Genomic DNA, 21,222 nt, shown 5'->3' with positions numbered 1-21,222 from the left:
CCCGGGGTGACCGGGGTGAAGAAGGGGGCGTCAGAGCAGCGCGGCGGCGCCGGTGTAGCCGTCGGGCGCGACGGGGGAGTCGAGGTCGAAGACCTGGGTGGTGCCGGGCGCCTCGCCCCACGGCGTCCACTCCGCGGCGTGGTCGCGGATGAAGGCCACCGCCGTCGCGTGCATCCGTTCGGCGAGGGATGCGGGCGGATTCGTCCCCGCGATCCGGGCGACGCCGTCCGCGTCGAGCCGTCCGAACCAGAACGGTACATCGAGGCAATGGCAGGCCCAGCCGATCGTGGGCGAGGGCCAGGTGAACCGGTAGGCCCACGTCGGAGCGGCCGTCCGGCGGGCGTCGGCGATGCGCGGCACGAGTGCGCCGAAGACGCGGTCGGTCACGTACCGGCCGAGCACGGCTGCCGTCCCCTTCGCGCGGGGCCCCGGATTGTCGCGCAGGTACGCGCGGCGTCGCCGGCGGTCGAGTCCCAGAGCCGCCAACGCCAGCCAGGCGGGGACGAGGCGCAGCTTGTCGGCGAAGGAGTCGGTCACCATCGTGAACTCGTCGGCGGTGGAACCGAGCAGCAGGGGCTTGTCGGCGCCGACGCCGGCGGCGATGGAGGTCGGAGTGTCGGTGCGGAGCAGGTCGCCGTCGACGGCGGGCCCCCACGCGCGCTCCGCGATCATCTCGCGCAGCGGCGCGAGCCGTCCGCGATGCGGCGCGAGCTCGATCGTGCTCTGCAGGGCGTGCAGTGTCTCTTCGGGTGCCGAGGCGAAGCCGTCGCGATCAGCGCTCACGCCCGCGGCGGTCGCCAGACGCGCGGCGCGGGCGCGCGCCTCGTCGAGCGGAACGTCCCCCAGCGCGCCGGAGATCGACCAGGCCGCCGAGAAGAGGTGCTGCGCCGACGGCATCCCGAGCAGCGTCAGCACCGCGCCGCCGCCGGCGGATTGCCCGCCGATCGTCACCCGCGCGGGGTCGCCGCCGAACGCGGCGATGTTCTGCTGCACCCACTCGAGGGCCGCGAGCCAGTCCCGCACACCGCGGTTGCTCACGGCGCCCTCGATCTCGCCGAATCCGTCGAAGCCGAGCCGGTACGACAGGGTCACGACGACGATCCCCTCGCGGGCGAACGTGTCGCCGTCGTACCAGGGGCTCGCGGGCGAGCCCGAGATGTAGCCGCCGCCGTGGATCCACACGAGCACGGGGAAGGGTGCGGCCGCATCCGTGTCCGGTGTGAAGACGTTCACGTTGAGCGTCGCGTCGCCGGGCACCGATGGCTCGGGGATGAGGGTGATGCCGGTGTCGCCGCGCTGCGGGGTCGGTCCGTAGGCGGTCGCGTCGCGCACGCCCTCCCAGGGCTCGGCGGGCTGAGGGGCCGCGAAACGGTTCTCGCCGACCGGAGCGGCCGCGAAGGGGATGCCGAGGAACGCGAGCGAGCCCGGGCGGCGGATACCACGGAGGGTGCCGGCCGAGACGGTGACGAGAGGATCGGTCATCGCAGCTGCGCCTGGCGTCCGCTCAGCGCGCTCTGGAACGCGGCGCGGACGATCGCTGCCATGTCGACCGAGGGGTCCAGCAGCCATTGCAGCTGCGCGCCGTCCCACGCCGCCTGCACGAGCCTGCTGGCGGTCGCGGGAGAGATCTCGGGTGCCATCCGTCCGGCCTCGGCCGCCTCCCGGAACCAGTCGCGGAGACCGTCGAGGAATCCGGACGTGCGCTCGGCGAAATACGCGTGCGCCGGATGCGCGGGATCGCTCGCCTCCACCGACATCCGTGCGAACAGGTGCACGAGCCCGGGCACCTGGGCGTTGTGGGCGATCATCCGCTCGTAGGCGGAGGGCAGGTCTTCGGCGCCCTCGGGGTGGTAGGTGCGCAGGTCGAGTTCGTCGCGCTTGCGGAGGATCTCGACGAACAGATGCTCCTTGCTGTCGAAGTAGTGCAGGAGTCCCGCCTGGCTGAGTCCCACGGCGTCCGCGATCTCGCGCACGGATGCGGCGCGGTAGCCCTCGCGGGCGATCACCGTGAGTGCGGCCTCGAGGATCTGTTCACGCCGGGCGACGCCCTTGGCGTAGGACCCCCGTTGCGTCATGTTCCCGAGGATATGCCGAAACCGCTTGTGCGACGAAAACCGAGCGACATAAGCTTTTCGCGTCGGCGCGGAGCAGCGCCGTGATCACGAAGGAGCACCATGACGGATGTGTCCCCCGCCGAGCTGACGCTCGAGGAGAAGGCTTCGCTCACCAGCGGCCGCGATTTCTGGACCACCAAGCCGATCGACCGGGTCGGGGTGCCCTCGATCATGATGACCGACGGTCCCCACGGACTGCGCAAGCAGTCGGCGGCGAGCGATCACCTCGGTCTCGCGCAGAGCGTTCCCGCCACGTGCTTCCCGCCCGCCGTGGGCCTGGGCTCGTCGTTCGATCCCGAGCTCGCCGAGCGGGTGGGTGTCGCCCTCGGGGCGGAGTCCGCGCTCGAGGACGTCGCCGTGATCCTCGGCCCCGGCGTGAACATCAAGCGCTCCCCGCTGTGCGGCCGCAACTTCGAGTACTTCTCCGAGGACCCGATCGTCTCCGGCGTCATGGGTGCCGGCCTCGTGCGCGGCATCCAGTCGCGGGGCGTCGGTGCCTCGCTGAAGCACTTCGCCGCGAACAACCAGGAGACCGACCGGCTCCGCGTCTCCAGCGACGTCGATCCCCGGCCGCTGCGCGAGATCTACCTGCGCGGCTTCCAGCGCGTCGTCCAGGACGCCCAGCCGTGGACGGTCATGTGCTCGTACAACCGGATCAACGGCGTGTACGCCTCCGAGGACCCCTGGCTGCTCACCTCTGTGCTCCGCGGCGAGTGGGGCTTCGAAGGGCTCGTCGTCTCCGACTGGGGAGCGGTCAACGACCGCGTCGCCGGTGTCGTGGCGGGGCTCGACCTCGAGATGCCTTCGAGCGGCGGCCGGACCGACGCGCAGCTCGTCGCCGCGGTGAGAGACGGTTCGCTGGACGAGGCCGCCGTGGACCTCGCCGCCGGCCGCGTGCTCGATCTCGTGCGCAAGGCCGGCGCGCGAGACGCCGCATCCGGGACGCTGGACGTCGACGCCCACCACGCGCTCGCCCGCGAAGCCGCGGGCCGTTCGATCGTGCTGCTGAAGAACGACGGCGACATCCTGCCCCTCGGGCGCGCGCAGCGCATCGCCGTCATCGGAGCCTTCGCCGCCGAGCCGCGCTTCCAGGGCGCCGGGTCCTCGCTCATCAACCCGACGCGGGTGGATGCGGCCCTCGACGCGATCCGCGAGGCGGCCGACGGCGAGGTCGCCTACGCAGCGGGCTTCACCTTCGACGGCAGCGGCGACGCGGACGCGCTGCGCGCCGAGGCGGTCGCCGCGGCCGCATCCGCCGAACGCGTCGTGCTGTTCCTCGGCCTTCCCGCCGCGGAGGAGTCCGAGGGCTTCGACCGCACGCACATCGATCTGCCCGCGGTGCAGCTCGCGCTCGTCGAGGAGGTCGTGAAGGCCAACCCGAATGTGGTCGTCGTGCTCTCCAACGGCGGCGTGGTGGCCCTGCCGTTCGCCGAGCGCGTGCCGGCGATCCTCGAGGGATGGCTGCTCGGCCAGGCCGGCGGCTCGGCCACGGCCGACGTGCTCTTCGGCGACGTCAACCCGTCGGCCAAGCTCACCGAGACGATTCCGCTGCGGTTGGAGGACACCCCCTCCTACGGCAGCTTCCCGGGCGAGTTCGGCCACGTGCGCTACGGCGAGGGACTCCTGGTCGGCTACCGCGGCTTCGACGCGAGCGGGAAGGACGTCGCCTTCCCGTTCGGCCACGGCCTGTCCTACACGCGCTTCTCCTACGGGGATGCGGCCGCCGAGGTCACCGAGACGGGTGACGTACGCGTGCGGGTCGACGTGACGAACACGGGCGAGGTCGCCGGCCGCGAGATCGTGCAGGTCTACTCCTCGCTGCCCGACTCCGCCGTGCAGCGGGCGCCGCGTGAGCTGAAGTCGTTCCTGTCGGTCGCGCTGGATGCGGGCGAGACCCGCACGGCCGAGCTCATCGTGCGCAGAAGCGATCTCGCCTACTGGGACATCCGCGTGGACGGCTGGGTCGTGGAGCCCGGCGAGTACGTCTTCGACGTCGCCTCATCGAGCCGCGACATCCGCTCGTCCGTCGCGCTGCGGCTGGACGGCGACGAGGTGCGTCCGCCGCTGTCGCGCGAGTCCTCCATCGGCGAGCTGCTGGACAACCCCGCAACGGCCCCGATCATCGGTCCGGCGATCACGGCGATGTTCGGCGACGACGCGGGGATGATCAAGATGATGGCGTCGTTCCCGATCGGCCGCCTCGCCGCGTTCCCGAACGCGCCCGTGAGCGAGCAGCAGGTCGACGAGCTGATCGCGGCAGGCAACGCCTGACGCGCAGGACGCGGTGAGCGGAGGGGATCCGGTGAGCGGAGCGCGTGCATCCCTCGAGGCGCGCTCCGCTCACCGCATCCTCTCCGTGGCCCGGGTCAGCCCAGGCGTCGCACGTCGAAGAGCATCGCCTGCTGCGGATCGAGTGTCGGCAGCGGAACGCCTGCGGTCGCCAGGACGGCCCCGGGCAGCACGACCTCTTCCGTGAGGGCGCGGCTGATCCACTCCGGGGGAGCGACGTCGCGCCGCTTCGCACGGCCCACCTCGGTGCGGATGCGGATGCCGTACCGCGCTGACGCATCGAGTCCGGGGAACGGAATGCGGCCGACCTGGCCGTCGGCGGAGCTCGCCAGCCGAACCCAGGTGAACAGCGCGCGCGACCCGTCCTGCGCGACGATCCCGGTGAGCTGGGTCGCGTCGTCGACGAGGTCGGCGTTGACGACGCGGCCGCTGTGCACGAGGGGGCGCAGCTCCCGGTAGAGGTCCGCCCAGGCGCGCGTCGCCGCCAGCTGCGCGTCGTCCTGGCGCGTCAGGTCCGCCTCGATCCCGGCGTGCGCGGTGAGTGCCGTGAGGAAGCGGAACGACAGGTCGGTGACCCGCGACGTCGTGTGCGCCTCGGCGTCGCCCAGGTGCGAGCCGATCAGCTCGGGCGGCACGATCAGCCGGGTCCAGCGTTCGATCTGCGAGCGCTCGACGGGATCGTTGCAGTCGGACGCCCACACCCGGTCGGTGCGCTCCAGGATGCCGAGGTCCACCCGGCCGCCGCCCGCGGAGCACGTCTCGATCTCGAGCGCCGGATGCCGGCGGCGCAGCTCGTCGAGCAGACGGTACAGGGCGAGGGTCTGCGCATGGACCGCGGGCCGGTCGCCGTCGCCGCGGTGCGCGACGGCCTCGAGCAGATCGCGGTTGTGATCCCACTTCAGGTAGTCGATGTCGTACGCCGCGACCAGTGAGCTGATGCGCTCCAGCAGGTGGTTCCACGCCTCGGGGCGCACGATGTCCAGCACCTGCTGGTGTCGTGACGTGCCGCCGAGGCCTTCGGCGGGTGCGAGGATCCAGTCCGGATGCTCGCGCGCGAGGTCCGAGTCCGGGCTGATCATCTCCGGCTCGAACCAGAGACCGAACTGCATGCCCGCGGCGCGCACCTGCCTCACCAGGGGCCCGAGCCCCTCGGGCCAGACGCCCTCGTCGACGTACCAGTCGCCCAGACCGGCGCGGTCGGATCGGCGGTGACGGAACCAGCCGTCGTCGAGCACGAGGCGTTCGACGCCGACCTCCGCGGCGCGCTCGACGAGCACAGACAGGCGCGTGAGGTCGTGGTCGAAGTAGACCGCCTCCCAGGTGTTGAGCGTCAGAGGCCGCGGCGAGGAGGGATGCGACGGACGTGAGCGCAGCCGCCGGTGCAGGCGATGGGAGAGGCCGTCGAGACCCGCATCCGACCAGGTGAAGATCGCGACCGGAGCGTCGTAGCGCTCGCCGGGTGCCAGACGCACCTCGCCGGCACGGAGCAGTTCGCCGACGCCGATGACCGAACGGAGCGCGCCCGCACTCTCCGGCAGCCTCTCGGCGAGGTACTCGGCGTCGCCCGAGAAGGCGAGGTGCGCGCTCCAGAGTTCACCGTGCCCGAAACCGAAGCCCGGCGTTCCCAGCGCGAGCAGGAACGGTGAGTCGTGCCCCGGCTTGCCGCGCCTCGCGCGCCGCACGTGGCTGCCGTCGCGCAGGGCCCCGCGCTGCGGCGAGCGTTCGCGCACCCATTTGCCGGAGAAGTCGAGCACCTCGCTCGCGCGGGCGGGAACGGGCATGAGAGCGCGCAGCGCCTCCAGGTCGTAGGGTGCGTCCGTGCCGCTCCCCGCCGGACGCGCGAGGGAGAGCGCGACGCTCAGCACGCCGAAGCGGTCGAGGGCGTAGGTCGCCTCACCGTCCAGGCCGGTCACCTCGTCGTGCAGCAGGATGCGGATCAGACCGCCCCCCGCCTCCTCGTGCGACACCTGCGCATCGACGAGGCGGGGGCGAGGTGTCGTGGCCGCACCGGCCGCGTGGCCCGCCTGTGCGGGGCTCCCCGACCACCCGTCGCGCTCGCTCGGCCAGATCGTGAACGTGCGGGCCGCATCCGGCGCGTTGTTCAGCACGGCGGGAGCGCCCGTGAGGCGCATGCCCGCGCCGAGATCGGTGGCGTCGCCGAGATCCGCTCCCCAGTGCAGGATGCGGGGAACCGGAGCGGTCAGCTCGATGAGCAGGCTCACACCCGCGGCGCGCAGGTGCGCGGTCGTGTCGTCGTCGGGGTGCATCGGTGCTCCTTTGCGCGGTGGTCGTCGCGGCCGGTCAGGCGTCGCGGTGCGCGCCGGCCGACGGGGTCACGGTGAAGATCGTCGGCGCGGTGAACCCGGCATCGGCGAAGGCGCGGCGCACCGCATCCGACACCGCCTCGATCCGGCCCGCATCGACGAGCGCGATCGCCGCGCCGCCGAAGCCGCCGCCGGTCATGCGTGCGCCGATCGCACCCGCCGCCATGGCCGCCTCGACCGCGGTGTCGAGCTCGGGCACCGAGATCTCGAAGTCGTCGCGCATGGAGGCGTGCGAGGCGAGCAGCAGCTCGCCGATGGCGCGCGGGCCCTGCTCGCGGAGCGTCCGGACCGTGTCGAGCACGCGCTGGTCCTCGGTCACGACGTGCCGCATCCGGCGGAAGGTCACATCGTCGGTCTTCGTCCGGGCGTCGTCGAGGTCTTCGACGCGCACGTCGCGAAGCGCCGGAACGCCCATGATCGAGGCGCCGAGCTCGCACGACGCGCGGCGCTCGCGGTAGCCGCCGGTCGAGTGCGAGTGCTTCACGTTCGTGTCCATGACCAGCAGCTCGAGACCCGCGGCCGCGAAGCCGAGGTCGACGACCGTGGTGTCGAGGGTGCGGCAGTCGAGGAAGATCGCCGCATCCTGCTCGCCGAGCATCGACGCCATCTGGTCCATGATGCCCGTGGGGGCGCCCACCGCCTCGTTCTCGGCGACGCGGCCGACCTTCGCGAGGGCGACGCGATCCAGGCCCAGCTCCCACACGTCGTTGAGGGCGGATGCGGTCGCGCCCTCGATCGCGGCGGAAGAGGACAGCCCCGCCCCGACCGGCACGTCGGAGGCGATCGCGATGTCGACGCCCGTGACGCTCGCGGCCTCCCGGCCCGACGCCGCCAGCAGCGCCCACGCGACGCCGAGCGGGTACGTGGACCACTCGGGCACGTCGTCGCGTCCCTCGGGGAAGAGGGCGTCGAGCTGGTCGAGTGCGACCTCGACCGGCACCGGGTCGAACGTCGACACGACGCGCACGCGGCCGTCCTGGCGAAGGCCCAGCTGGACGTGCGTGCGGTGCTCGATCGCGAACGGCAGCACGAAGCCGTCGTTGTAGTCGGTGTGCTCGCCGATCAGGTTCACCCGGCCCGGCGCCGACCAGTGGCCGACGGGCTCGTGGCCGGTCAGCTCGACGAACAGGTCACGGGCGGCGGCGGCCGCATCCTTCCGGGTCACAGCGATACTCCTTCTACGGCCTCGCGCAGGCGGGCGGCGGCGGTCTCGGGCGGGACGTCGCCGATCCAGGCGCCCATGGCCGCCTCGCTCCCGGCGAGGTATTTCAGCTTGTCGGCCGCGCGGCGCGGCGAGGTCAGTTCGAGGTGCAGGCGGGCGCCGGCGCGTCCGGTGTGCACGGGGGCCTGGTGCCAGGCCGCGATGTAGGGCGTCGGGGTGTCGTAGAGCGCGTCGACGCCGCGCAGCAGCCGCAGGTACAGCGGTGCCAGCTCATCGCGCTCGGCGTCGTTCGTCTCGGCGAAGTCGGCGACATGGCGGTGGGGCACGAGGTGCACCTCCAGCGGCCACCGCGCGGCGAACGGCACGAACGCGCTCCAGTGCTCGCCGACGAGGATCATGCGCTCGCTCTTCGACTCCATCTCGAGGATGCGGTCGAACAGGTCGTCGCCGGTGCGCTCGAGCGCGGTCAGCAGGCGCTGCGTGCGCGGGGTGACGTACGGGTAGGCGTAGATCTGCCCGTGCGGATGCGGGAGGGTCACGCCGATCTCCTGCCCGCGGTTCTCGAACGGGAAGACCTGCTGGATGCCGGGCAGCGCCGAGAGTGCGGCCGTCCGGTCGGCCCATGCCTCGATCACGGTGCGTGCGCGGGTGACGGTCTGGGTGCCGAACGAGCCGGCGTGCTCGGGGCTGAAACACACGACCTCTGTGCGTCCGACGGACGTACGGGTGCGGCCGAGCCCGTACTCGGCCAGGTCGGCGAGGCTCTGCGGCGGGTCGACGGCGGCGGGGACGTCGTCGGTCGCCACGGCGAGGGCGGGGCCGAACGAGGGCGACTTGTTCTCGAAGACGGCGACGTCGTAGCGCGACGGGATCTCCGAGGGGTTCGTGGGCGTCTGCGGGGCCAGCGGATCGAGCTCGGCCGGGGGCAGGAACGCGCGGTTCTGACGGTTGGCGGCGATGGAGATCCAGTCACCGGTCAGCACGTCGAGACGCATCGTGGCCGTCTCCGGCCGCGGCGCCAGCTCGCGGGCATCGATGCTGCGCTCTGGCGGGAGCGTCGTGTCGGGGTCGTCGTAGTAGATGAGTTCGCGGCCGTCGGCGAGGCGTGTGGGGCGCTTCACGACGCCCGCACCGAGGAGTGCGACATCCTGCTGAGGTGTGTTCACGATAACACGCTACATTTCGGGCGTGATATCGTCAACATGACGACGGGGGTGCGATGGTTCGGGTATCGATGGCGGATGTCGCCGCGCACGCGGGCGTGTCCGCTCAGACCGTGTCCCGCGTCGTGAATCAGAGCCCGCGGGTCGACCCGGCCACCCGTGCCAGGGTCGAGGCGGCCATGAGTGCGCTGGGCTACCGGATGCACCGCGCGGCCCGCGCCCTCCGCACGGGGCAGACCCGCACGATCGGCCTCGTCGTCTCCACGCTCGCCTCGGTCGGCAACTCGCGGATGCTGCAGGCGATCGCGGAGGCCGCGGCCGAACGCGACTACGCGCTCGCGATCGTCACGGTCGCGGGCACCCGCGACATCGCCGAGGCCTTCTCGCAGCTGCGCGATCAGGGAGTCGACGGCGCCGTCGTCCTGAACGAGGCGACCCGGCTCGCCCGCGGGGCGGAGCCGCCCGCGGGACTCCGTCTCGTCGTGGTCGACTCGCCGCCCGACGATCGCTTCACGATCGTGCAGACCGATCACGCGGGAGGCGCGCGTCTCGCGACGCGCCACCTGCTCGACGCCGGCCATCCGACGGTGCATCACCTCGCGGGCCCCGTGACCTCGTTCGCCGCGTCGGAGCGCGAGCGCGGGTGGCGCGAGGAGCTCGTCGCGGCGGGCATCGATGCGCCCGAGCCGGTGCGCGGCGACTGGACCTCCCGATCGGGGTACGAGCGCGGAGCCGCCTTCGCCGCCGCATCCGCCGTCTTCGTCGCCAACGACCAGATGGCTCTCGGCCTGCTGCGGGCCCTGGCCGACGCCGGCAGACGCGTGCCCGAGGACGTCGCGGTCGTGGGTTTCGACGACATCGTGGACGCCGCCGAGTACCGCCCGCCCTTGACGACCGTGCGCCAGGACTTCGACGTGCTGGGCGCCCGCGCCGTCGAGGTGCTCGTGCGCATGATCGAGACGGGCGAGGCCGCATCCGCGCAGGCGATCGGCGCGACCCTCGTCGTCCGCGACAGCGCCTGAAGCGGTCCCGGAACGCGTGATGCCCCGGGACGCGGTGGCGTTCCGGGGCATCACGGCCGGTGTTACTTCTGGACCGGGATCGACTGCGACTCGAGCGTCGTGATGGTCGCGTCCTGACCCTTCTTCAGCGCGTCGGCGAGCGTTCCCGAACCGGACACGGCGGCCTTGAAGCCGTCGGAGACGTCGGCGTAGGTCTGCGTCATCGTCGGGCCCCACACGAAGTCGGGGGTGACCTCGGTGGCCGCCTGGGCGAACACGTCGTAGATCTTCTGGCCGCCGTAGAAGTCGACGCCCTCCGCCAGCGACGGGAGCTTCAGGCCCTCGGTGGTCGCGGGGTAGATGTTGGCGGCCTTGTTCAGCGCCGTCAGCGCCTCGTCGGACGTGTTCAGCCACAGCGCGAACTTCGACGCCTCGTAGGGGTGCTTGCTGCCCTTGAGCACGGCGATCGAGGATCCGCCCCAGTTGCCCGAGACGGCGTCGCCGGACTTCCACTGCGGCATCTGTGCGACGGACCACTTGCCGGACGTGTCCGGTGCGCCGCTGGAGATCGAGTTGGCGCCCCAGACCGCAGAGTTCCAGGTCCAGACCTGGCTCGAGTTGTACGCGTTGTTCCACTCGTCGGTCCACGCCGGGTAGGTGCTGACGAGGTCCTCGGCGATGAGGTCCTGCCAGTAGTCGGCGACCTTGGTCGATGCGTCGTCCGTCAGCGAGACCTTCCAGCCGTCGGAGCCGTTGTCGAACCACTGACCGCCGGCCTGCCAGACGAAGCCCGCGAACTGGTTGATGTCGGACTGCGAGAAGTTCGTGATGTAGCCGCCGAGAGCACGGATCTTCTTCGCGGCATCCTTGTACTCGTCCCAGGTCGTCGGCACGGGGATGTTGTTGGCCGCGAACAGGTCGGATCGGTAGAACAGGCCCATGGGGCCGATGTCCTGCGGGATGCCGTAGACGCCGCCGTCCAGGGCCACCTGGCTCCACGCCCAGCCGACGAACTGGTCCTTGGCGGAGCTGACGTCGCCGCAGTTCGCGATGTTCTCGACGCCGTCCTGCACGAGGAAGTTCGGGAGCGCGTCGTACTCGATCTGGCCGAGGTCGGGTGCGTTGCCGGCCGCGATCTGGTTGAAGAAGGTTCTGGTAGGTGCCGCTGTTGCCGTTGGGGCCCGTCTGCACCTTGACCTGGATGTCGGGGTTCTCGTCGTTCCAGATCTTCACGACATCCTCGATGCCGGGGATCCACGAGGTGAACTCGAGCGTGACCTGACCGTCGGCCGGTGCGCAGTCGCCGGCAGCAGCGTCGCTGCCCTGGTCACCGCCCGCGGCGCAGCCGGCGAGCAGGAATGCCGACAGCGCGAGAGCTGCGACGGCCTTCTTTCTGGGGTGCTGCATTTCCATCCCTTTCTTGGTGGTGCGTCCTTCGGGCCTTTCCGACGGACGAGGGCCGGGCGGTTCCTTCCGCCCGGAGTCTGGGGTCACTTGATGGCGCCTGCGCCGAGCCCGCCGCGCCAGAAGCGCTGCAGCAGCAGGAACGTGACGATCAGAGGGATCACCGACAGCAGAGCGCCGATGAGGACGAGCCCTCGCAGCTCGGGCAACTGGTTCAGCTGGTTGTTCCAGCCGAACAGGCCGTAGACGACCGGGAAGAGTTCTTCGCTTCGCAGCATGATCAGCGGCAGGAAGAAGTTGTTCCAGATGGCCACGAACTGGAAGAGGAACATCGTCACGAGCGCCGGCGTCATCAGCCGCATGCTGACCGTGAAGAACGTGCGGATCTCGCCCGAGCCGTCGAGCCGCGCGGCCTCCAGCAGCTCGTCCGGCACGGAGGATGCGGCGAAGATGCGCGCGAGGTAGACGCCGAACGGACTCACGAGCGAGGGCAGGAACACCGCCCAGAACGTGTTCGTTAGCTGCACCTGGCTGAAGATCAGGAACAGCGGCAGAGCCAGCGCCGTCGCGGGAACGAGGACGCCGCCGAGCACGACGTTGAAGAGGAACTCGCGCCCCGGGAAGCGGTACTTCGCGAGGGCGTACCCTGCCATCGCCGCCAGCAGCGTCGCGATCGCACCGCCGAGGCCGGCGTACAGCAGTGAGTTGCCGAGCCAGCGCAGGTAGATGCCGTCGCGGTAGGCGAACAGATCCCCGATGTTCGCGAACAGCCGGAAGTCGGCGAACCACAGCGGGTTCGTCGTGAGGATGTCGCCGGTGTCCTTGCTGGAGGCGACCAGCAGCCACCACAGCGGCAGCAGGAAGTAGACCGTGAACACGGCCATGATGAGCATCGCCGAGCCGCGCGAGACGAGGGGCTCGCGCACGCGACGGGTGGCGCCGGTGCTCCGGCGGGTGGCGACGGTGGCGCTCATGCGTTGCCCTTCCGCTGCATGTACTTCATGAATCCGAACGAGAGCACGAACGTGGTCACGGCCAGCACGACCGAGAACGCGGCCGCGAGGTTCGGGTTGGGGATGGATGCGGTCGCGTAGACCGTCATGTTCGGGGTGTAGGTGCTGGTGACCGCCGAGCTGAAGGAGCGGAAGACCTGCGGCTCCGCGAGCAGCTGCAGCGTGCCGATGATCGAGAAGATCGCGGTCATCACGATCGCCGGCCGGACGAGCGGGATCTTGATCGACCAGGCGATGCGGAACTGCCCCGCCCCGTCCAGGCGTGCCGCCTCGTAGATCTCCGTCGGGATGGACAGCAGCGACGAGTAGATGATCAGCATGTTGTAGCCGACGTAGACCCAGGTGACGACGTTCGCGATCGACCACAGCACGAGATCCGCGCCGAGGAAATCGACGTTCTTCGTCAGGGCGGTGAACGGCGACAGGTTCGGCGAGAACAGCGAGCCCCACATGATCGCGGCGATGACGCCGGGCACGGCGTAGGGCACGAAGAACGCGAGGCGGAAGAAGCGCTTGCCCTTGACCAGCGGCGAGTCCAGCAGCAGCGCGAACAGCAGTGCGAGACCGAGCATGACGGGCACCTGCACGACGCCGAACAGCAGCATCCGTCCGACCGAGCTCCAGAACGCCTCGTTCTGGAAGACGAGCACGTACTGCGCGAATCCGCCGAAGACCTGCTCGGCCTTGCCGAAGGTGCCCTCGCGGCGCACGACGAGAGTCGACTGCACGATCGCGAAGAGGATCGGCGCGACGTAGAACAGGGTGAACAGGATGCCGAACGGCACCAGCAGGAACGCGATCGCCGCTTTGTGCGGCACCCGCGTCCGGCGCCGCGTGGGCGCTTCGGTGATGGTCACAGGGACTCCTCGATGATCCGGACGGCGCTCGCGGCCACGACCGCGGTGCCGTCGACCGGCTGGTCGGTGAGCAGGTCGCGGCCGCGGGCGTCGACGGCGACCTCGTTCTCTGAGTGGTTGATGACGAACAGATACGAGCCCTGCTCGCCCTGCCGGCGCACGACCTCGACCCCGGGGATGCGCGAGGCATCGGGCTCGAGCCCGGCCTCTGCCGCCAGTCGCGAGACGAGCTCGGCGTAGGAGGACGCGTCGGGCTGGGTGGCGAGGTACCACGCCGAGCCCGCCCCGACGGTGCGGCGGGTGAGAGCGGGCATGCCGTCCGCCGGACCCCCGACGAACGTGTCGAGCACCTCGGCGTCGAACGCCCGCATCCGTTCGGTCCAGACGCTGCCGACACAGCCGGATGCGAGATGTACCGTGTGTCCGGGCTCGAGCGGGGCGAACTCCTCCGCGGTGACCCCGAGCAGATCGCGGAACGCGCCGGGGTATCCGCCCAGGCGAACGGCGTCTCGCTCATCGACCGTGCCGCTGAAGAAGGTGACGAGCACCGCGGCGCCGGATGCGGCACGCTCGGCGATGACGGCCGCATCCGCATCCCGCACGAGGTGCAGGGCCGGGACGACGACGAGGCGGTAGTCGTCGAGGGATGCTCCCGGGCGGATGATGTCGACCGTGAGGCCCGCCGCCGTGAGTGCGGCGTGCGCGGCGTGCACCTGCCCGAGGTAGGTGAGCGCTTCGCTGGGACGCCCCTCGCCCTCCGCGGCCCACCAGCTCTCCCAGCTGAAGAGGAGGGCGGCCTGCGCGTGGACCCGCGTGCCGACGACGGGGGCGAGCGCGCGCAGCGTGCGGCCGAGCTCGAGCACCTGCCGCCATGCCTTCGTGTCGGTGCCGGCGTGCGGGACGAGGGCGGAGTGGTACTTCTCCGCGCCCTGGGCCGAGGCGCGCCACTGGAAGAAGCAGATGCCGTCGGCGCCGCGTGCGACGTGCGCGACCACGTTGCGCAGCAGCTCACCGTCACTCTTGGCGAGGTTGTACGGCTGCCAGTTGACCGCGCCGGTCGAGGTCTCCATGAGCAGCCACGGCGCGCCCTGGGCGAGCCCGCGGGTCAGATCCGCCGCGAACGACAGCTCCGCGCGGGGGAGCGGAAGACGGTTGTCGAGATAGTGGTCGTTGGCGATGACGTCCATCTCGCCCGCCCACGACCAGTAGTCGAGGTTGCGGATGTGGGCGGTCACCATGAAGTTCGTCGTCACCGGGACGGCGCTCGCCGCGCGGATGATCGCCGTCTCGGCGCGGTAGAGGCCGAGCTGCTCGTCGGAGCTGAAGCGGTGGAAGTCGAGCATCTGGCCGGGGTTGCGCAGCGACAGGGCGCGGCGCGGGGGCAGGACGTCGTCCCAGCTGCCGTAGCGCTGGCTCCAGAAGGCGGTGCCCCAGGCGTCGTTGAGCGCCTCGACCGTTTCGTAGCGGCGCTGCAGCCAGGCGCGGAAGGCCTCGGCGCTCGCATCGCAGTAGCACAGCGCGTTGTGGCAGCCGAGCTCGTTCGACACGTGCCAGAGGGCGACGGCCGGATGGCTTCCGTAGCGCTCGGCGACCTTGGCGACGACCTCGGCGGCGTAGGAGCGGAAGACGGGGGAGCTGGGGCAGTAGGCCTGGCGACCGCCCGGCCATGCGCGCACGCCGTCTTCGGAGACCGGCAGGATCTCGGGGTGGATGCGGCTCAGCCACGGCGGCGGCGAGGCGGTGCCGGTGCCGAGGTTGACCCGGATGCCGTGCGCGTGCAGCAGCTCGATGATGTCGTCGAGGGCGGTGAAGTCCCACTCGCCCGGTGCCGGGTTGATGTCCGACCAGCCGAAGACGTTGATGGCCACGAGGCTGACGCCGGCCTCGTTCATCAGGCGGACGTCCTCTTCCCACACCGACCGGTCCCACTGCTCGGGGTTGTAGTCGCTGCCGAAGACGATGCCGTCTGCGGCGAGGGTGGCGAGATGGGCGGCGTCGGGCATCCCGTGGCGCTCCTTTGCGTAGCTGTGAACGTGCACACATTCGCGTGCGAAGAATCTCGGACGAGAATCTGTGAACGTGCACAGATTGCCACGGTTCACCGCATCCGTCAAGCGGAGCGACGCCGATAGGCTGGCGCCCATGGCCGCATCCCCATCCGGACCCCGCCGCTCCACGGTGCACGACGTGGCGCGCGCCGCAGGGGTGTCGCGGGGCACGGTCAGCCGTGTGCTCAACGGCGGGTACGTGTCGGAGCAGGCGCGCGAGGCGATCCACCGCGCGATCAGCGAGGTCGGCTACGTGCCGAACACCGCGGCGCGCAACCTCGTGCGACAGCGCACGCAGGCGGTCGGGTTCATCGTGCACGAGCCGCACTCGCTGTTCCTCGAAGACCCCAACATCGGCGGCATCATGCTCGGTGCCAACACCACGCTGTCGCAGGCGGATTACCAGATGGTGTGCGTCGTCGTGGACACCGCGCGCGACACCGACCGGGTCGCCCGGTACCTGTCGGGCGGTTTCGTCGACGGCGCCGTCATCGTCTCCGCCCGGCATCAGGACCCCATCTCCGATGTGGTCGAGCGGCTACGGCTCCCGGTCGCCTTCGTCGGCCACCCGCCCGGCATCAGCGGGGCCTGGGTCGGCATCGACAACCGCGGCGCGGCCGAGTCCGTCGTCACGCGACTTCGCGAGACGGGCCGCCGGCGGATCGGCATGATCGCCGCCGCCCTCGACCGCGACTCCGGCAGCGACCGTCTCGCCGGGTTCCGTGCGGCGTTGGGCGACGCCTTCGACCCCGCACTGGTGGAACCCGTCGACCTGTACGCCTTCGCCGATGGTGCCGCCGGCATGACGCGGCTGCTCGAGCGGGCCCCCCGACCTCGACGGCGTGTTCGCCGCATCCGACGCCGTCGCGGCCGGCGCCATGCAGGCCTTGCGCGCGGCGGGGCGGAGAGTGCCCGAGGATGTCGGGGTCGTCGGCTTCGATGACAGCGCCTGGGCGACCCGCACCTCGCCGCAACTGTCCACCGTGCACCAGCCCGCCGAGGGGCTGGGCGCCGCGGCCGCGGCAGCCGTGCTCGCGCAGCTGGACGGCGATCAGAGCGTGCGCACCGGCATCCTCCTCGACGCCCCGGTCGTCTGGCGCGACTCCGCCTGACGCGCGGATCTCGGGCTCACCGCGCCCGAACTCCTGCAGATCCGGCCGGTGGTGTGCGGATGCGGGGGGCGCGGGGCGGCCTGTGCAGGAGTTCGGGCGCCCCGGCTCGGTCGGTCGGTGCCGGGACGGGCGGTCGAGACCCCGGATCGGTGGCGTCTGGCTGGGCGGCGCCGGCCTTGGGCCTGTGCCGGCGGCCTGGTGGTGCGGGCTGCATCCGTGCTCGAACTCCTGCAGAACCGGCCGGTGTCGTGTGGATGCGGGGACGCGGGGCGGGTTGCGCAGGAGTTCGGGCACACCGGGTGCCCGGCCCAGCCCGCCCGGCCCCCCGCCGGCCCCGTCGAAACGCGAAGCGGGCGCCCGCGGCCGCGATCCGGAGGGATGCGGCGGCGAACGCCCGCTTCAGATGCGCAACTCAGGCGCGGCGGCGGGCCTCCCAGCCCGAACGCACCATCTCGTCCACCGAGTACCGGTTCGCCCATTCGAGGTCGCGCGCGGCGAGCTCGCCCGTGGCGACGATGCGGTCGGGGTCGCCGGCGCGGCGCGGTCCGATGACGGGGGTGAAGTCGATGCCGGTCACGCGGGCCATCGCATCCATGATCTGTCGCACCGACAGGCCGTTCTGCGACCCGAGGTTGTAGGCGGGCTCGAGGACCTCGCCCGCGGCGAGGCGGCGGGCTGCGACGGCGTGAGCGGCGGCGATGTCGGCGACGTGCACGTAGTCGCGCACGTTGGTGCCGTCTTCCGTGTCGTAGTCGTCGCCGTTGATCTGCGGGGTCTCGCCCGCGATCAGCTTCTCGAACACGATGGGGAACAGGTTGTGCGGGCTGGTGTCGTAGACCTCGGGGTCGCCCGAGCCGACGACGTTGAAGTACCGCAGCGAGGTGTGTCGCAGCGGCGCGTCCTCGTCGGCCGTCGCGACGGCCTGGTCGCGGATGAGCCACTCGCCGATCAGCTTCGACTCGCCGTACGGGGATGCCGGGCGCTTCGGCAGGTCCTCCACGACCAGCGGCACGTCGGGGGTGCCGTAGACAGCGGCGCTGGAGGAGAACACCAGCTTGTCGACGCCTGCCGCCGCCATCGCGGCGAGGACGACGCGCGTGCCCTCGACGTTCTGCTCGTACGTGTGCAGCGGACGCTTCACCGAGACGCCGGCGTACTTGTACCCGGCGACGTGGATGACGCCGGTCACCTCGTACTGGCGCAAGGTCTGCTCCACGAGGTCGCGCTGCAGGATCGAGCCGCGGACGAACGGGACGCCCTCGGGCACGAACGCGGCGTGACCGCTGGAGAGATCGTCGAGCACGACGGGGGTCAGGCCCGCCGCGGTGAGTGCGCGCACCACGTGCGCACCGATGTATCCGGCGCCGCCGGTCACAAGCCAGGTCATGTCATCCATCCTGCCCGAGTCGGGGGCTCACTCTTCACGGTGGCCGAGGTCGGGCTCGGCGACGAACGCCGCGACGGCCTTCGCGACCTGCTCCAGCTCGAGCACCACGATCTCGTTCTCGCCCGCGCGGGTCGCGGGAGCCGGCACGTAGAGCGTGCGCTGCGGGCCGTTGGCCCAGTAGCGGCCGAGGAAGAAGCCGTTCACGAACGCGAAGCCCTTGCCCCAGGATGCGGTGTCCAAGTGCAGGTCGGCGGGGGCCTCGAGAGTGAACGCGCCGCGCAGCGCCGTGCGTCCTGCGATGGACCCGGATGCGGCCGCGCCGATGCCCGCGGCGATGCGCTCCACGTCGACGAGCGTGCCCGTCCACCCGGTCAGCGCGCTGCCGCCGAGGGTCACCGGGGCGATGAGCCCCTTGGTCTCACCGAGGCGGTGGTCGTAGTTGACGCGGCCCTGGTCCTCGACGAGCACCGTGAGGTGCGCGCCGCGGGGGATCGTCAGGGTGCGCTCGTGCAGTGCCCGCGAGAGCCGTCCGACGGCGACGCCGTCCACGGACACCCAGGCGAGGTCGCGCACCTCGGCGAACGCGAGCACGGCCGCGTCGTCGTCGCCGAAGGCCGCTGCGGGAAGCTCGACGTCGTAGCGGACGAGAGGCCCGAGCTGACCGAGGTCTTCGAAGGTGCACGGGTCGGCACTGGTGGGTCCGGCGGATGCGGGGAGCCAGTCCCCGGCCGCGGTGAGCGCGACGGACAGCTCGGGGGCTGCCGGACGCGAGGGCACCGTCTCCGCCGGGACGTCCGTGTACTTGGCGAGCACCTCGCGGAACGCGTGGAACTTCTCGGTCGCGTAGCCGGACTCGTCCAGCGGGGCGTCGTAGTCGTACGAGGTGACGATCGGCGCGTAGCGGCCCTTGTCGTTGGCGCCGTTCGTGGTGCCGAAGTTCGTTCCGCCGTGCAGCATGTAGATGTTCACCGATGCGCCCGCGGCGAGCAGGGCGTCGAGCTCCGCGGCGGATGCGGCGGCGCTGGTGGTGTGGTGCACCCCGCCCCACCAGTCGAACCAGCCGTCCCAGAACTCGGAGCACATGAGCGGGCCCGTCGCCTGATGCTCGCGCAGGGTCGCCAGGCGCTCGGTGGCGCGCGAGCCGAACGAGCCGGTGAGGTGCAGCTCCGGAAGGCTGCCGTTGGTCAGCATCCACGGCTCGGGCTGGTCGACGGTCGTCAGCGGCACGGTGATGCCTGCCTCGCGCGTCAGGTCGGTGAGGATGCGCAGGTACTGCTTGTCGGAGCCGTACGCGCCGTACTCGTTCTCGATCTGAACGAGCACGACGTTGCCGCCGCGGTCGATCTGGCGCGGCACGACGATCTCGTACACGCGCCGCAGGTACTCGCTGACGGCCTCGATGTACTGCGGCTCGGAGCGACGCAGACCGATGCCCGGCGTCCGGGTGAGCCAGACGGGCAGTCCGCCGTTGTGCCACTCGGCGCAGATGTACGGGCCGGGGCGCACGATCGCGTGCATGCCCTCGGCGGCGACGAGGTCGAGGAAGCGTCCGAGGTCGTTCCAGCCCGTCGCATCCCACTGCCCGCGCACGGGCTCGTGGGCGTTCCACGCGACGTAGGTCTCGATCGTGTTCAGGCCCATCAGGCGCGCCTTGCGGATGCGGTCGGCCCAGTGGTCGGGGTGGATGCGGAAGTAGTGGAGCGCGCCGGAGAGGATGCGGTGCGGCTCGCCGTCCAGCAGGAAGTCGGTCTCGCCGACGGTGAAGGTGCTCACGGTCTCTTTCGTTTCGTTCAGCGGGCCGCGCGCAGGGTGATGCGCGCCCAGGACAGCGGGGGGAGGGTGAGACGCACGCGGGTGCCGTCGACGACCGCCGAGAGGGATGCGGGTGCGACGGGCTGCGCCTCGGCGGAGTTGACGGTGTGGCGGTCGCCGCCTTCGGGCACGGTGACCACCAGTGCGTCGGCTGCGGCGATCTCGCGGTCGAGGTCGATCACGACCTCTGTGGCCTCGTCCAGGTCGCGGTGCGCGGCGAAGACGACGATCTCGTCGCCGTTCACGGTGGCGACCGCATCCACGACTGCGACGGCGCCGTGCTTGGCGGTCTCGATCGACGCACTCTCGACGGTCGGGACGACCACGGTGCCGTGTGCCGCAGCGGCCGTCAGCTGGAACGGGAAGAAGGTCGTCTGCCGCCAGGCGGGGCCGCCGGGCTCGGTGCGGATGGGGGCGATGACGTTCACCAGCTGGGCGAGGTTGGCCATCGAGACCCGGTCCGCGTGACGCAGCAGGGTGATGAGCAGGGAGCCCACGACGACCGCGTCCGTGACGGTGTAATCGTCCTCGATCAGGCGCGGCGCGACGGGCCAGTCGCCGGTGAAGACGCGGGGCTTGTCGACCTCGTTCCAGCGCGTCTGGTTCCAGACGTTCCATTCGTCGACGCTGATGCCGATCTCGCGGGTCGAGCCGGCCTCGGCGCGCACCTCGTCGATGATCGCCGCGACGTCGTCGAGGTAGCGGCTGAGGGCGGCGCCCGAGGCGAGGAAGCTGGCCGGGTCGCCCGGCGTCTCCTCGTAGTAGGCGTGCACGGAGATGTGGTCGACGAGCTCCGCGGTGTGGCGCAGCACGGTGCGCTCCCACTCGCCGAAGGTCGGCATCTCGTGGTTGGAGCTGCCGGCGGCGACCAGCTCGATGTCGGGGTCGATGAAGCGCATGAGGCGCGCGCTCTCGGCGGCGAGGCGGCCGTACTCTTCGGCCGTCTTGTGGCCGATCTGCCACGGCCCGTCCATCTCGTTGCCGAGACACCACAGGCGGATGCCGAACGGCTCGTCGCGGCCGTTGGCGCGGCGGCGCTCGCTGAGGGCGGTGCCGCCGGGGTGGTTCGTGTACTCGAGCAGGTCGGCGGCCTCGGCGACGCCGCGGGTGCCGAGGTTCACCGCCTCCATGAGCTCGAGGCCCGCGGACTCGGCCCAGTCGGCGAACTCGTGGAGGCCGACCTGGTTGGTCTCGGTGGAGTGCCAGGCCGCATCCAGGCGCACGGGACGCTCCTCGCGGGGTCCGACGCCGTCCTCCCAGCGGTAACCCGACACGAAGTTGCCACCCGGGTAGCGCACGACGGTCGCGCCGAGCTCGCGCACGAGCTCGAGCACGTCGGCGCGGAATCCGTTCGCGTCGGCGGTGGGGTGCGCGCTCTCGTGGATGCCGTCGTACACGCAGCGGCCCATGTGCTCGACGAAGGTGCCGAAGACGCGGCGGGGGACGGCAGGGCCGTCGGCGTTCGTCGCGACGGCGATGCGGGTGGCGGAGGTCATGATCGCTTTCCGGTCGGGGATGCGGCAAGGGGTGGGTCGG

The 21,222-nt window shown here is 71.3% G+C and carries 15 protein-coding genes and 1 pseudogene; 4 read left to right on the top strand and 12 right to left on the bottom strand.

What is annotated here, in order from left to right; translation table 11 throughout:
* Positions 1-30: 30 nt before the first annotated feature.
* Together QE374_RS06950 and QE374_RS06945 are read right to left on the bottom strand one after the other, a co-directional pair.
* Positions 31-1,482: a carboxylesterase family protein gene (locus QE374_RS06950; protein ID WP_309733378.1), complete on the bottom strand. Its 1,452-nt coding sequence runs from the start codon at positions 1,480-1,482 to the stop codon at positions 31-33.
* Entirely contained in the window at positions 1,479-2,075 is a 597-nt protein-coding gene (locus tag QE374_RS06945) for a helix-turn-helix domain-containing protein (RefSeq protein ID WP_309733376.1), read from the bottom strand. Before QE374_RS06945 ends, QE374_RS06950 begins: the two co-directional genes overlap by 4 nt.
* A 99-nt stretch (positions 2,076-2,174) precedes the next feature.
* Here QE374_RS06945 and QE374_RS06940 point away from each other — a divergent pair, with 99 nt between their 5' ends.
* The gene (locus tag QE374_RS06940) at positions 2,175-4,385 is read left to right on the top strand and encodes a glycoside hydrolase family 3 C-terminal domain-containing protein (protein WP_309733374.1); all 2,211 of its coding nucleotides are present in this window, start codon (positions 2,175-2,177) and stop codon (positions 4,383-4,385) included.
* A gap of 95 nt (positions 4,386-4,480) precedes the next feature.
* On the opposite strand, the gene QE374_RS06935 is transcribed toward QE374_RS06940, so the two are convergent.
* The 3 genes from QE374_RS06935 to galT are packed head-to-tail and all read right to left on the bottom strand — an operon-like array spanning position 4,481 to position 9,055.
* A complete protein-coding gene (locus tag QE374_RS06935; protein ID WP_309733372.1) occupies positions 4,481-6,670 on the bottom strand; it encodes an alpha-galactosidase in 2,190 nt (729 codons plus the stop codon).
* 34 nt (positions 6,671-6,704) lie between these two features.
* Positions 6,705-7,892, bottom strand: a complete 1,188-nt coding sequence (gene galK, locus QE374_RS06930) for a galactokinase (protein ID WP_309733370.1) — start codon at positions 7,890-7,892, stop codon at positions 6,705-6,707.
* A complete protein-coding gene (galT, locus tag QE374_RS06925) occupies positions 7,889-9,055 on the bottom strand; it encodes a galactose-1-phosphate uridylyltransferase (RefSeq protein ID WP_309733368.1) in 1,167 nt (388 codons plus the stop codon). The genes galK and galT overlap by 4 nt, the downstream gene beginning before the upstream one ends.
* Positions 9,056-9,108: 53 nt before the next feature.
* Here galT and QE374_RS06920 point away from each other — a divergent pair, with 53 nt between their 5' ends.
* On the top strand, positions 9,109-10,074 hold the full coding sequence (locus QE374_RS06920) for a LacI family DNA-binding transcriptional regulator (protein WP_309733367.1): 966 nt from the start codon (positions 9,109-9,111) through the stop codon (positions 10,072-10,074).
* Between the two features lie 62 nt (positions 10,075-10,136).
* Here the strand turns inward: QE374_RS06920 and QE374_RS06915 are convergent.
* The 4 genes and pseudogenes from QE374_RS06915 to QE374_RS06900 all read right to left on the bottom strand — a co-directional run bounded on the left by QE374_RS06915 (position 10,137) and on the right by QE374_RS06900 (position 15,330).
* A pseudogene (locus tag QE374_RS06915) lies at positions 10,137-11,460 on the bottom strand (sugar ABC transporter substrate-binding protein).
* Positions 11,461-11,543: 83 nt separating this feature from the next.
* On the bottom strand, positions 11,544-12,431 hold the full coding sequence (locus QE374_RS06910; protein ID WP_307320198.1) for a carbohydrate ABC transporter permease: 888 nt from the start codon (positions 12,429-12,431) through the stop codon (positions 11,544-11,546).
* Entirely contained in the window at positions 12,428-13,327 is a 900-nt protein-coding gene (locus QE374_RS06905) for a sugar ABC transporter permease (RefSeq protein WP_309733363.1), read from the bottom strand. Before QE374_RS06905 ends, QE374_RS06910 begins: the two co-directional genes overlap by 4 nt.
* Entirely contained in the window at positions 13,324-15,330 is a 2,007-nt protein-coding gene (locus QE374_RS06900) for a beta-galactosidase (RefSeq protein ID WP_309733361.1), read from the bottom strand. Before QE374_RS06900 ends, QE374_RS06905 begins: the two co-directional genes overlap by 4 nt.
* A gap of 139 nt (positions 15,331-15,469) precedes the next feature.
* On the opposite strand from QE374_RS06900, the gene QE374_RS06895 reads away from it, so the two are divergent.
* Positions 15,470-16,318 (top strand): LacI family DNA-binding transcriptional regulator, encoded by an 849-nt coding sequence (locus tag QE374_RS06895; protein WP_309733359.1) that lies wholly within the window; start codon positions 15,470-15,472, stop codon positions 16,316-16,318.
* On the top strand, positions 16,254-16,487 hold the full coding sequence (locus tag QE374_RS06890) for a substrate-binding domain-containing protein (protein WP_309733358.1): 234 nt from the start codon (positions 16,254-16,256) through the stop codon (positions 16,485-16,487). The genes QE374_RS06895 and QE374_RS06890 overlap by 65 nt, the downstream gene beginning before the upstream one ends.
* Before the next feature lie 412 nt (positions 16,488-16,899).
* Here QE374_RS06890 and galE read toward each other — a convergent pair whose 3' ends face one another.
* Genes galE through QE374_RS06875 form a run of 3 tightly spaced genes read right to left on the bottom strand, consistent with a single transcriptional unit; the run spans position 16,900 to position 21,182 of the window.
* The gene (galE, locus tag QE374_RS06885) at positions 16,900-17,874 is read right to left on the bottom strand and encodes a UDP-glucose 4-epimerase GalE (RefSeq protein ID WP_309733356.1); all 975 of its coding nucleotides are present in this window, start codon (positions 17,872-17,874) and stop codon (positions 16,900-16,902) included.
* Between the two features lie 27 nt (positions 17,875-17,901).
* A complete protein-coding gene (locus QE374_RS06880; protein WP_309733354.1) occupies positions 17,902-19,647 on the bottom strand; it encodes a beta-galactosidase in 1,746 nt (581 codons plus the stop codon).
* Between the two features lie 17 nt (positions 19,648-19,664).
* Complete coding sequence (locus QE374_RS06875) at positions 19,665-21,182, bottom strand: alpha-N-arabinofuranosidase (RefSeq protein WP_309733352.1); 1,518 nt, start codon at positions 21,180-21,182, stop codon at positions 19,665-19,667.
* Positions 21,183-21,222: the final 40 nt, after the last annotated feature.

Source organism: Microbacterium sp. SORGH_AS_0428 (genome assembly GCF_031453615.1).
GTDB lineage: Bacteria > Actinomycetota > Actinomycetes > Actinomycetales > Microbacteriaceae > Microbacterium.
Note: the sequence above shows the minus strand (reverse complement) of the source record. Positions and strands in the feature narration are given on the sequence as shown.

Coding starts and splice junctions, on each gene's coding strand:
- QE374_RS06895 (WP_309733359.1), top strand. CDS start 15,470: ATGGCCGCATCCCCATCCGGACCCCGCCGCTCCACGGTGCACGACGTG.
- QE374_RS06875 (WP_309733352.1), bottom strand. CDS start 21,182: ATGACCTCCGCCACCCGCATCGCCGTCGCGACGAACGCCGACGGCCCT.
- QE374_RS06940 (WP_309733374.1), top strand. CDS start 2,175: ATGACGGATGTGTCCCCCGCCGAGCTGACGCTCGAGGAGAAGGCTTCG.
- QE374_RS06890 (WP_309733358.1), top strand. CDS start 16,254: ATGCAGGCCTTGCGCGCGGCGGGGCGGAGAGTGCCCGAGGATGTCGGG.
- QE374_RS06910 (WP_307320198.1), bottom strand. CDS start 12,431: ATGAGCGCCACCGTCGCCACCCGCCGGAGCACCGGCGCCACCCGTCGC.
- QE374_RS06920 (WP_309733367.1), top strand. CDS start 9,109: ATGGTTCGGGTATCGATGGCGGATGTCGCCGCGCACGCGGGCGTGTCC.
- QE374_RS06945 (WP_309733376.1), bottom strand. CDS start 2,075: ATGACGCAACGGGGGTCCTACGCCAAGGGCGTCGCCCGGCGTGAACAG.
- QE374_RS06900 (WP_309733361.1), bottom strand. CDS start 15,330: ATGCCCGACGCCGCCCATCTCGCCACCCTCGCCGCAGACGGCATCGTC.
- QE374_RS06950 (WP_309733378.1), bottom strand. CDS start 1,482: ATGACCGATCCTCTCGTCACCGTCTCGGCCGGCACCCTCCGTGGTATC.
- galE (WP_309733356.1), bottom strand. CDS start 17,874: ATGACCTGGCTTGTGACCGGCGGCGCCGGATACATCGGTGCGCACGTG.
- QE374_RS06935 (WP_309733372.1), bottom strand. CDS start 6,670: ATGCACCCCGACGACGACACGACCGCGCACCTGCGCGCCGCGGGTGTG.